12 protein-coding genes are annotated in these 11,948 nt (G+C 45.1%); 4 read left to right on the top strand and 8 right to left on the bottom strand.

Translation table 11 applies throughout. The features are described 5' to 3' along the window. Positions 1-80: 80 nt before the first annotated feature. The 3 genes from QTO06_RS00835 (at position 81) to QTO06_RS00825 (ending at position 1,815) form a co-directional block, all read left to right on the top strand. Positions 81-860 (top strand): hypothetical protein, encoded by a 780-nt coding sequence (locus QTO06_RS00835; protein ID WP_043883398.1) that lies wholly within the window; start codon positions 81-83, stop codon positions 858-860. Positions 861-944: 84 nt separating this feature from the next. Continuing rightward, positions 945-1,427 (top strand): SRPBCC domain-containing protein, encoded by a 483-nt coding sequence (locus tag QTO06_RS00830; protein ID WP_045372742.1) that lies wholly within the window; start codon positions 945-947, stop codon positions 1,425-1,427. A gap of 148 nt (positions 1,428-1,575) precedes the next feature. Then, on the top strand, positions 1,576-1,815 hold the full coding sequence (locus tag QTO06_RS00825) for a hypothetical protein (protein WP_005431118.1): 240 nt from the start codon (positions 1,576-1,578) through the stop codon (positions 1,813-1,815). A 68-nt stretch (positions 1,816-1,883) separates the two neighbouring features. Here QTO06_RS00825 and QTO06_RS00820 read toward each other — a convergent pair whose 3' ends face one another. From QTO06_RS00820 to sohB, 8 genes are all read right to left on the bottom strand, one after another. After that, positions 1,884-3,731 (bottom strand): extracellular solute-binding protein, encoded by a 1,848-nt coding sequence (locus tag QTO06_RS00820; protein WP_331406533.1) that lies wholly within the window; start codon positions 3,729-3,731, stop codon positions 1,884-1,886. Between the two features lie 423 nt (positions 3,732-4,154). Then, on the bottom strand, positions 4,155-4,856 hold the full coding sequence (gene pyrF / locus QTO06_RS00815; RefSeq protein WP_331406532.1) for an orotidine-5'-phosphate decarboxylase: 702 nt from the start codon (positions 4,854-4,856) through the stop codon (positions 4,155-4,157). An 82-nt stretch (positions 4,857-4,938) separates the two neighbouring features. Next, on the bottom strand, positions 4,939-6,114 hold the full coding sequence (gene lapB / locus QTO06_RS00810) for a lipopolysaccharide assembly protein LapB (protein WP_005431114.1): 1,176 nt from the start codon (positions 6,112-6,114) through the stop codon (positions 4,939-4,941). 18 nt (positions 6,115-6,132) lie between these two features. Continuing rightward, positions 6,133-6,426 (bottom strand): lipopolysaccharide assembly protein LapA domain-containing protein, encoded by a 294-nt coding sequence (locus tag QTO06_RS00805; protein ID WP_005431104.1) that lies wholly within the window; start codon positions 6,424-6,426, stop codon positions 6,133-6,135. A 140-nt stretch (positions 6,427-6,566) separates the two neighbouring features. Next, complete coding sequence (gene ihfB, locus QTO06_RS00800; protein WP_005431133.1) at positions 6,567-6,851, bottom strand: integration host factor subunit beta; 285 nt, start codon at positions 6,849-6,851, stop codon at positions 6,567-6,569. A 213-nt stretch (positions 6,852-7,064) separates the two neighbouring features. Next, positions 7,065-8,735 carry a 30S ribosomal protein S1 gene (gene rpsA, locus QTO06_RS00795; RefSeq protein WP_005533588.1) on the bottom strand — a complete coding sequence of 557 codons (1,671 nt, stop codon included), beginning with the start codon at positions 8,733-8,735 and terminating at the stop codon, positions 7,065-7,067. 110 nt (positions 8,736-8,845) lie between these two features. Beyond that, positions 8,846-9,526: a (d)CMP kinase gene (gene cmk, locus QTO06_RS00790; RefSeq protein WP_005533590.1), complete on the bottom strand. Its 681-nt coding sequence runs from the start codon at positions 9,524-9,526 to the stop codon at positions 8,846-8,848. A gap of 210 nt (positions 9,527-9,736) precedes the next feature. After that, the gene (gene sohB / locus QTO06_RS00785) at positions 9,737-10,798 is read right to left on the bottom strand and encodes a protease SohB (RefSeq protein ID WP_331406531.1); all 1,062 of its coding nucleotides are present in this window, start codon (positions 10,796-10,798) and stop codon (positions 9,737-9,739) included. Between the two features lie 278 nt (positions 10,799-11,076). On the opposite strand from sohB, the gene QTO06_RS00780 reads away from it, so the two are divergent. After that, the gene (locus QTO06_RS00780; RefSeq protein WP_005444850.1) at positions 11,077-11,823 is read left to right on the top strand and encodes a YciK family oxidoreductase; all 747 of its coding nucleotides are present in this window, start codon (positions 11,077-11,079) and stop codon (positions 11,821-11,823) included. The last annotated feature ends 125 nt before the right edge of the window (positions 11,824-11,948 follow it).

Below are 11,948 nucleotides of genomic sequence, written 5' to 3'. Positions count from 1 at the left end.
ATGACTTTGAATTCCCTCATTCCATGCCCTACGCTAGTTTTATGCAACCTATCAAACACATCGAAAATACGGACGTTGAGATGGCTAAGATGACCTTACCTTTTATCGCTATTACCTCTTTACTTGCTGCGGCTCCGAACGCAGTCGCAGAAGAAATGCAACCATCACAAAGCAGTTGGCAGCATAGTGTTGAAATCTACATGCAGGCTCTGAATATTAATGGCGACTCTACTATGGGGAATTTCTCAACGGACCTCGATGTTGATCCTAAATTCATCATGGATCACTTGGATATTGGCGCAATGGCAAGGCTTGAAGGGGTGTACAACGAAAAATGGGGCTACTACCTCGATTACAGTTTTATGAACTTAAATGGCGGTGCAAATAACTTATCTGGCCTTCTTCCTAATGTCAGCTATCGCGCGGACTTAGACGTACGACAAGGCGTGTTAGAGGCAAAGGCGTTCCAGCGCAGAGCATACTCGTTTGGTATGATTGATTACATGTTTGGCTTACGTTGGTGGGATAACGACATCAAAGGTAAAGTTTATCGGAATGACAATCGCATTCTCGTCGATAGACTCAATATCAAAGAAGACTGGGTTGATTTCCTAATGGGCGTCCGTTGGCTGAATGACCTTACCGAGGATTGGCGCTTTCACGCAAGCATGGACGCTGGCTTAGGTGCCGACACCAACTTCACCTACGCGACTCAAATTGGCTTGCGTTATCACATGAATACATGGTCTGACATCAACCTCGCCTACAAATCCACTTGGGTAGATTATGTGAATGAAGGAACCTTTGAGTACGACACCGCATCACATGGCTTCTTAATCGGTCTTGGGCTTTACTTCTAAGAACTTTGTGGGGCGAAGCGTTTCGGCACTTTACGCCACACTCTCCTAAGCTAATAAGAGTAAGAGCTATTAGGAACCACCGAGATGAATAAATCGGAAGTTATCTGGCCAGATTATTACCACCCCAAACATGCCCAGATTCATGTTCGTAGCCAAATTGAAATCCCAGAGCCTCCTGAAGTCGTTTGGCAACATTTAGTACGAGCGCCAGAATGGCCGGCATGGCGACGTGCAAAAACCATGGTTCAAATCCTTAATGGCGACAACACCTTATGTAAAAACACTATGTTTCGTTGGAAGGCCTCTGGATTTGAAGTGAAGTGCACCGTCGTAGAGTATTTACAGAACCAACGCTTAGCATGGAAGGGGAAAAAAGGAAGTATCGATATTTACCATGCTTGGGTGCTAGAACCGACGAAGCACGGTTGCTGTATTATTACAGAGAGCACCCAGCGCGGCGGAATCACGTGGTTAACGAAGTACTTTGCGCCAAGGCGGTTAAGGAAGTATCACCTCAGATGGTTGGAAGAACTATGCCGTCAATCTCATGGTCATTGCGAAAAATAGCGCGATGGTCTTTCAAACCCAATGCTCAATAAATGCACTCGGCCTGATCTCAATCATATTTGAGACACACCGCTTAAGATACCCTTAGCGAAAATTAGAAATTCCAATCCTATGGCCTATAGGCCAAGAGAAAGGCGTTAAATTAGCAATGTCGATTAACATTTCAGATCTTACCGCTGCTTTAAGCAAGGTCGAGCATATCCATAAAGTTCAACTGGAAAACGTACACCAGTTTTTTAAAGCAAACGAGGCTTTCTCGCTGAATACATTTAGCCAGATCGTTTCGAGTAGCTCTATCGATGAACGTTTTAAGACCATCGATGCAGCATTTGCTTCACTTGGTGACGTAAAGACTTACCTATTGGAAGCCTCCTACCTAGTAAGCTAGTTTTTTGAAAATGAAAAAAGCCCCGACTCACTCAAGTTTCGGGGCTTTTATTGTTTGCTATTTAGCAACTAGTTCGATGACAACTTGTAACGGTCGTCGATAACCGTCACTTCAGGGAACGATTTGCCCGCCTTCATTGCTTTCTCGGTCTCTTTCTTCACAGATTTATCAATCCAGAAGTTCGCAATGTCCATTGGATGCAGAATCCACTCAGTATTCTTTGTCATACCGTTTTTCGGGATCTTAACCCAACGCCAGTGAGCATCACGGGTGTAAGGCACCATGTAACCAGGAACGATCACGTTCGCATCACCGATGTATTTTTGAATCTGACGAGACAAGTCGTAACGTTTTTGCTGCTCAAACTCGTTGTCATACGCTTCGATCAACTTGTCTAGCTCTGGGCTGCTGTAATTTGTGTGCGCATTCGTTTGTGGTTTGTTAGCGTTGTCTGAGTGGAAGTACTCCCAGTACGCAGGGATCTCACCAGAACCCATGTTCAAGAACGCTAACTGGTGTTTCTTCTCAAGAATGTATTTGAACGCAGAAGAACCATCAACCAAGTTCAGAGTAAACTCTAAGCCTGCTAGCTTCGCTTGCTCTTTCAGGTACGCGATACGCGGCGTATGTGAGTTGTAACCGTAAGTGATGGCAAAGCTTAGACGCTCACCTTTATCGTTCACACGGATACCATCAGAACCAACTTTGTCGAAGCCCGCTTTCTCGAAGTGTTTGACCGCTTCTTCTGGATCAAATTTTGGCGGTGTGTTGTTTGGATCGTCGTAATCACCATGGCCAAAACCAAGACCATGTGGCTTACGAGAATAGTCACCACGCATGATGTTTTCGATCATGCCGTCATAGTCGGTTGCTGCCATGACACCTTTACGTACTTCTAGGTTATCCAGCATTGGCATAGCCGTGTTCATCCAAAGACCACCTGCACCTTGAGGCGACTGGTTAAAGCCCCAGTACTTTTGTACATAGCCTTTCTTGTACACTTCACTGTCTGTTTTATCGTGCCAGAAGTTTGGTAGTACCATCTCGAAGTAGTCTAAGTTACCCTTTTCAAAGTGCTTCATGGCGATATCTTCATCACGGATAACTGTGATACGCACTTTGTCTACGTTGTAACGATTTTTGTAGTAACGGTTGTTATAACCCCACCAATCTTCGCCAACGTGTTTGAATGTCACGCTCTTACCTTTCTTCACTTTATCGATGTAGTAAGGTGCTGCTGTCGGCTCAGATTTGAAGTTAAACTTGCGAACAAAATTATCTGGCATGCCATCGTTATTTTCGTCTTTTTCTTTCTTAAAGAAGTGCTCAGGACGAGGCTGGAAACCGTTACTTGGCATGTTGATTAACACCATTAACGAATCTTCACTTTGCGCGACAGCTAAGTTGACTTTGATGGTGTAATCATCGATTTTCTCAACACTTACAATGCTCGTTTTAAAGAAGTCGTTGTACCACGGATCGATGATGTCTTCCGACGTGTAGTACTTCATCATAAACACGTAATCATCTGCGGTGATCTTCTCACCATCTGACCATTTCGCCGTTTCATCTAATTGAAAGTAAACCGTTTTGTTGTCATCGCCAAATGCCCATGCTTTGGCAAGCTGTGGAATCCATTTACCTGTGTCAGGGTGGCGCTGCGCCAGTTTCGGCGTACCATCCATTAAGTACTGACGAAGACCAGAGTTCGCATCTGGGCCTACACTACGAAGTGTCTGTGGGAAACTGCGGATAAAGGTGCGGTAAGTACCACCTCGTACTGCTTCTTCTGAAGCAAATAGCGGTTCGTTATTATTCGAAGTCCATTCGATATCTGCAGGTAGTTCAGCAGCATTTAGTTGAAAACTGCTCGCAACCAACATTGCCAGTGCCGAAAATGGCAGGGTCTTTATCATTGTTTTCTTCCTTGTTGTGTTTGCGCAGTACGGCAGGAAGAGTGACGGCAGTGAATCTCGAAGTGACCACGCGCAAGGCGCGGTAAAGGAAATAATGAGAGCAAATACAAAGTGAAGTCCTATCCACTTCCGTATTAATATCAGAGAGTTTCACTAGGTCATCCTGACCTTACAACGCAGTGAATGCATCAACCCCATACTATTCGTTACACATTTGTAACGCAAGCTACCCATAACACATGGTTGCACTTTCCGGGTATCACAGCAATTTATGTTAGTAAAATGTGATCCTAGCAGTACCATCAGCCACAGCGTTCATCTGGCACGATATGAATAACATCACTCCTAGAGATTTTTACGTGCTGCAAAAACAAAAAAGGTGAAGCGTTCCCACTTCACCTTTGCGCTCAATTCAAAGCAACATTACATGTTTGCTAAGCTGTCGTTGATTGACTTAAGAACCGATGCAGGATCCGCCGCCTGAGTAATAGGACGGCCAATAACCAGATAGTCTGACCCCGCTTGGATTGCATCGACTGGTGTCATGATGCGGCGTTGATCGCCTTGCTCTGAACCCGCAGGGCGAATACCCGGAGTTACTAGCTTAAACTCTTTGCCAAGTTCATTCTTCAGAAGTGATGACTCTTGAGCAGAACAGACTACGCCATCAAGACCTGAATTCTTTGTCAGCGTAGCTAGACGAATCACTTGCTCTTGAGGCGCAACGTCCAAGCCAATACCTGCCAAATCACTTTGCTCCATGCTTGTAAGCACAGTCACGCCGATCAGCAGTGGACGGTCTTTATCGTAAGGTTCAAGAATCTCACGAGATGCCGTCATCATACGTTCACCACCACTCGCGTGAACGTTCACCATCCATACACCTAGCTCAGCCGCAGCGCGAACTGCTTTTGAACACGTATTCGGGATATCGTGAAACTTCAGGTCTAGGAATACAGAGAAACCACGTTTATGAAGCTCACGTACGAAATCAGGACCAAATAGCGTAAACATTTCCTTGCCCACTTTTAGGCGACATGACGCAGGATCAATTCTATCTACAAATGCAAGTGCATCCGCTTGGTTATCATAATCCAGTGCGACAATAACTTTTTGGTCGATCATTTCATCTCCTAACTAGTTTTGGTTCTTATTAAAAAGGTTAAAAAAATGCAGCGGACAGAAACTCTGCCAGCTGCATTAAAAATTATTCACCGTCCAATCCTCGGATTGGCTTGATCGTCCCCCATCCTTTACATGATGGACAATGCCAGTAAAGGGAATGCGTGGAGAAACCACACTTCCTGCATCGGTAATGTGGTTTTACTTTTAACTGTTCTCCAACCATCGCTTGCAGTGTAGAAAGACTGTCTTTCGCACGACCATCTTCTGCTTCCGCGATATGGTAGTCGATCAGGCGGTAGAAGCCCTTCATGGTTGGGTTTTTCAATAGTTGCTTGGTCAACAGCTCTTGCGCTGCACCAACGCTCTCATGATGTGCCACAAGCTGTGCTAGCATCAGTTCAGACGATACACCGGCTTTCTTATCGATACACGCACGCAAGAACTCTACCAGCTCATCTTCTTGACCAAGGTGGTGATAACACTCGGCAATGGTCGGCAGTACATCACTGATAAAGTCTTTATCTTGTTCAAGTACACCCGTGAGGTATTTAATGGTGTGCTTGTAATCTTCTGACTCCAAATAAACACGGCCCAGCGCAATGCTTGCACGCACACATTTCGGGTCTTCTGACAGTGCTTTCTTGAAGTGTTGAATTGCTTTGCTGGTGTTGCCATCTGCTTGATCAAGCATCGCTAGTTCACACCAGAAGTGTGCGATGTTGGCACGAATACGAGTACGCTTCTTGCCCATCTTCGCCAACTGGTTGGCGTAATGAATGGCTTTTTCCCACTCACGCGTCTGTTGATAGATAGTAACCAGTTGTTGAAGCGCGCTTTCACGATGGTCTGGCTCCTCAACTAGCTGCTCAAAGATTTTCTCTGCGCGGTCTAAAAAACCAGACGCCATGTAGTCTTTCGCCAGCTGTTGAAGAGCAAGGTTTTTCTGGTCCAGAGTCAGGCCAGAACGAGAAATGAGATTTTGGTGAATGCGAATTGCGCGGTCGACTTCGCCACGAGAACGGAAAAGATTACCCAACGCTAGGTGTGTATCTATCGTTTCGTTATCGACTTGGAGCAATTCAATAAAGTGGTCAACCGCCTTATCTGACTGATCAGATAGGAGCAGGTTAAGACCCGTCACATACTGACGGGATATTTGATGAGATTGCTTCTGCTTGTCTTGCTGAGCGCTGCGATGGCCCATGTACCAGCCATAGGCGGCGGCTATCGGCAATAACAAGAAGAGTAGTTCAAGCATTAAAGTTAAGCCTTATCCTTATGCCTGTTTTTCTACTGCTGGTTTTGCAGGTTTCTCTGCTTCAGCGGGCTCATACTTTTTAAGTTTCTTTTTCAGACGGCGAACTTGAAGCTGTGTCTTGAATTGGATGCTAGCAAAGATAACCCATGCCAGACCAAAGCCAACGACAAAGACCACACCCAGTAGCGTTGATAGGTGGAATTCACCTTTCGCTAGAAGGTAATTGAACGTCACGATCTCTTGGTTTTGAGAGCCTAAAGCCAGTGCAATTAAAAAGAGAGCTAAAACAGCAATGATTTTTATAATTTTCATGTTACATCACCCTTCGAGGAGTAAGTAGGTAAGATTATGCAGTAAAATGTTTCTTCAGACCATGTATATTACCAATAATCTAGTTATAAAAAAGCGGCATACACGAGAGTATGCCGCTTTTTCAAACTAATAAGAGAGCCTTAGCTACCGAGATTTACGCGTTCACGAAGCTCTTTACCAGGTTTGAAGTGAGGAACGTATTTACCTTCCAGCTCCACCTTATCACCCGTTTTAGGGTTGCGACCTACACGAGGTTCGCGGTAATGAAGAGAAAAACTACCGAAGCCACGGATCTCAATACGGTCACCGCTCTCTAATGTAGAGGCCATGTGCTCCAAAATATCTTTTACAGCATCTTCTACCTCTTTCGCTGATAAATGTGTTTGCTCAGCGCAGAGTCTTTCAATCAGTTCAGACTTAGTCATAGTTGCCCTCTTTGAGTATCTTTATCACTCATTATAGTAAGTAATACTAATTCCAACAAACACTTGCTATCAATTCTAGACAAATTTTACACAAAATGCGCAATCAAAAAATGCCTTTTTTTAGCATAGTTTATCAACATTAGTATTACTACTCGGAAAGTAGCAAGCATAAAAAAGGAGCCTTGCGGCTCCTTTTTAGCTTAAGCGAGTAAATTATTCGCCTTTAGCAGCTTTGAAAGCGTCAGCCATTGCATTACCAAAAGCAGCTTCGTCTTGCTTGTTGATAGATGCCATTGCTTCTTGCTCATCAGCTTCATCTTTAGCTTTGATAGATAGGTTGATTACGCGGTTCTTACGGTCAACACCTGTGAACTTCGCTTCAACAACATCACCAGCGCTTAGGATTAGAGAAGCATCTTCTACGCGATCGCGAGATACTTCAGAAGCACGGATGTAGCCTTCAACGCCTTCTGCGATTTCAACTGTAGCGCCTTTAGCGTCAACAGCAGTTACAGTAGCGTTAACTAGAACACCTTTCTTGTTATCAGCAACGTAAGCATTGAATGGGTCGTTTTCCATTTGCTTAACGCCTAGAGAGATGCGCTCACGCTCAGCGTCTACTGCTAGAACAACTGCAGAGATCTCGTCGCCTTTCTTGTACTCACGTACAGCTTCTTCGCCAGCAACATTCCAAGAAATGTCAGATAGGTGAACTAGACCGTCGATGCCGCCTTCTAGACCGATGAAGATACCGAAGTCAGTGATAGACTTGATCTTACCAGTAACTTTGTCGCCTTTAGCTTGTGCTTCAGCGAATGACTGCCATGGGTTAGCTTTACACTGTTTCAGACCTAGAGAGATACGACGACGTTCTTCGTCGATCTCAAGAACCATAACCTCAACTTCGTCGCCAACATTAACAACTTTAGATGGGTGGATGTTCTTGTTAGTCCAATCCATTTCTGAAACGTGTACTAGACCTTCAACGCCTTCTTCGATTTCAACGAAGCAGCCGTAGTCAGTTAGGTTAGTTACGCGACCAGTTAGTTTGTGACCTTCTGGGTAACGCTTAGCGATTGCTACCCATGGATCTTCGCCTAGTTGCTTAAGACCTAGTGATACGCGAGTACGCTCACGGTCGAACTTAAGAACTTTAACTTGGATCTCGTCACCAACGTTAACGATTTCAGATGGGTGCTTAACGCGCTTCCAAGCCATATCTGTGATATGTAGAAGACCGTCAACGCCACCTAGGTCAACGAACGCACCGTAGTCAGTAAGGTTCTTAACGATACCTTTAACTTCAGAACCTTCTTGTAGAGTTTCTAGAAGCTCGTCACGCTCAACGCTGTTCTCAGATTCGATAACTGCACGACGTGAAACAACTACGTTGTTACGTTTTTGGTCAAGTTTGATAACTTTGAACTCTAGCTCTTTGTTTTCTAGGTGAGCAGTGTCGCGGATTGGACGTACGTCTACTAGAGAGCCAGGAAGGAAAGCACGGATACCGTTTAGTTCAACAGTGAAACCGCCTTTAACTTTACCGTTGATGATACCAACAACAGTTTCAGCTTCTTCGTAAGCTTTCTCAAGAACGATCCAAGCTTCGTGACGCTTAGCTTTCTCACGAGAAAGTTGAGTTTCACCGAAACCATCTTCAACAGCGTCTAGAGCTACGTCTACTTCAGCGCCAACTTCAACTTCAAGTTCGCCAGCAGCGTTCTTGAACTGTTCAGCAGGGATAGCAGATTCAGACTTAAGACCAGCGTCAACAAGAACGAAACCGTTCTCGATAGCTACTACAGTACCTTTAACGATGCTGCCTTGTTGGAATTCTGTTTCGTTTAGAAACTCTTCAAAGAGTTGAGCAAAAGATTCAGTCATTTATTTAATCTTCAATAAATTAAACGTCCACGGGTATCCTACCGCATGGGGTTATTAAATTCGCCAGTCATCATCCTTGCGACCAACGCTCTTAGCCTAGCCGAGCGTAATTACTCAGCTAGCTTCGATTCGATATATTGTAGTGCCTTTTCTACCACTTCGTCGATAGTCATCGACGTAGAATCTAGCACAAGCGCATCCTCTGCAGGGCGTAGTGGCGCCACTGGGCGGTTACGATCGCGATCGTCACGCTCTTGGATCTCGCTCAAAAGGTCAGCAAATCTAACATCTAACCCTTTATCTTGCAACTGTTTAAGGCGTCGATTTGCACGCTCTTCTGCGCTCGCATCAAGGAAAATTTTCGCTTGTGCACCTGTGAATACAACCGTACCCATGTCACGACCATCAGCAACCAGACCCGGAGCGGTCTCAAATGCACGCTGACGACGCAATAATGCTTCACGAACGCGTGGCAGTGCTGCCACTTTAGACGCAGCCATACCGGTTTCTTCTTTACGAAGTTCACCAGAAACGTCTTCGCCTTCTAGAATCACTTTTACTAGGTCACCTTCAGCAATAAACTGAACGTCTAGGTGAGTAGCAAGTGGGACAAGCGCGTCTTCTGACTCTGTGTCTACACCGTGGTGAATCGCTGCAAGTGCAAGTACACGATAAATTGCGCCAGAATCCAGAAGGTGGAAGCCCAACTTCTTCGCTAGCAACATACATAAAGTGCCTTTACCTGCACCACTAGGTCCATCTACGGTAACAACCGGAGTTTGAGAGGACATGTTCTTCTCCACCTATAATTTCTTTTTCAGCAATTTGCTCGGTTTTCGAGGCGCGTATTATACGGGTAATCGTCCTCTGGAGCGAGGAAAAATGTCGTGTAAAGCATTACACCCAATGCGCAGTTGGATTCACACTATTGAGGAAAGCTCCAATAAAAACGGCGAGAGTTTCCACCCTCGCCGCTTTAAGTTTGAATCGTATCTTATCGATTAAACAATTGGCTTTTGACCACGTTCTGCAAGTTTAAGTACTACGCTATCTGCCACTTTACCTGCCACACCAGCAAGCTTGTCTGCCAGTTTTTTCTTCTGCACATAATGTACTGCTAGTACGGTTTTCTCTTTGCATGCCGCGACAACAAGATCGTCAGAAGTGCTGATTTCATCCACCAGTCCTAGCTCTTTTGCTTGCGTGCCAAACCAGTGCTCACCGGTTGCTACTTTTTCAAGCTCTAGCTCTGGGCGACGCTCACGGATGAAGTCTTTGAACAGTACGTGCGTTTCTTCAAGCTCTTGCTTGAATTTATCACGCGCTTTGTCGGTGTTCTCACCAAACATGGTCAGTGTGCGTTTGTACTCACCTGCCGTTAGCTGCTCGTATTCGATATCATGCTTTTTCAACAGTTTGTTGAAGTTAGGGATCTGTGCGATAACGCCGATAGAACCCACAATCGCAAACGGCGCAGAGACAATCTTGTCTGCCACACACGCCATCATATAACCGCCACTTGCTGCAACTTTGTCGACAGAAATCGTCAGAGGCAGACCCGCAGCTTTGATTCGGTCAAGTTGAGAAGATGCCAAGCCATAGCCATGAACCATGCCACCACCAGACTCTAGGCGAAGCAGAACTTCATCGCCTTCGCGAGCAACGGCTAATACTGCTGTCACCTCTTCACGTAGTGATGCTACTTCTTTAGCATCGATACTGCCGTTAAAGTCCAGAACGAACAGGTGTGGTTCGCGTTTGCTATCAAGAGAGCCTTCTTTGCTCGCTTGTTTGATTTCCTTCTCGCGAGATTTGTTCTTTTCTTTTTCTTCTTTCTTAACCGCTTTATCACGCGCTTTGATGAAAGCGTCATCGTGTAAGTGTTGTTCTAGCTGCTCTACCGCGTCTTTATGGCGCTCAGAAAGGTTAGTGACTTCTAATTCACCTTTTGCCGCACCCGACTTACCACCCGCTGATTTTGCAATAATCAGCAGCACAACGACTGCCGCTACAACGGTGACAATCTTGGCTAAAAACAGACCGTAATCTAATAAAAATTCCAATGAGAGTTCCTCTATCTCATACCAGTAATGGTCATCAATATGTTACGTAGAAAAATCAGAGAGAAGGCGAGAAAATCGGTAACCTTTTGTTCTGATTGATAGTGTTCAAATAACATACCGGACAACCGTTCCGGAATTGGTATAACACATGAATTGGTGTATTGTAACCAAATTGTCACGATTACCAAGATTTTCCATTGAGAAACAGGCGCATTTCTACACAAACGAACATGAAGCCTGTACGTCGGAACTAGATACAATAATAAGGATTTACTACCGTGAACTACTCCGTTTCAGCAGATGCCCTAAAAGGTAAAGTCATTCTTGTCACTGGTGCAGGTAATGGTATCGGTCGCCAAGCTGCACTTTCTTACGCTCAGCATGGTGCGACTGTGATTCTACTTGGGCGAAACGTTCAGAACCTTGAATCCATTTACGATGAAATCGAATCTGCGGGCTACCCTCAGCCAGCGATCATCCCACTTGACCTGAAAGGTGCAACAAAGCAGCACTACATCGATATGGCAGAAACCATCGAAGGTCAATTTGGTCGCTTGGATGGCCTATTGCACAACGCCGGCGTTCTCAGCACGCTATGTCCGTTTGAGCAAATCAACGAAGAAGACTTCGACGACATCATGCAGATCAACGTGAAAGCGGAAGTACTGATGACTCAGGCGCTACTACCGATCATGCGTAAATCAGAAGCGGGTCGTATTGTCTTTACCTCTTCAACCGTTGGTCACTCTGGTCGTGCTTTCTGGGGTCCATACGCTATTTCTAAGTTTGCTGTAGAAGGTATGATGCAAGTCTTGGCTGATGAGTTGAGTGATACACCAATACGTGTGAATGCAATTAACCCTGGTGCAACTCGTACTCGTATGCGTGAAAAAGCCTACCCAGGTGAAGATGCAAACACGTTAAAAACACCGCTGGACATCATGCCGCTTTACCTTCACTTGATGGACCCAGCAGTCACTGATGTAAACGGTCAGTGCATCGACGCTCAACCAAAGCGTAAATAACCCACTTAGGTTACCTCACATAATTGATTAAAAAGGCAGCAAATGCTGCCTTTTTTCGTATTTCTGCCTATAAAAATCTTGCGACTTTCCATCACAGAAATATACTGTATACATATACAGGTATT

The sequence above is a fragment of the Vibrio sp. M260121 genome, assembly GCF_036533715.1.
In the GTDB taxonomy this organism is placed as follows: Bacteria; Pseudomonadota; Gammaproteobacteria; order Enterobacterales; family Vibrionaceae; genus Vibrio.
The sequence above is the reverse complement of the archived record's forward strand: the minus strand, read 5'-3'. Positions and strand labels throughout refer to the sequence as shown.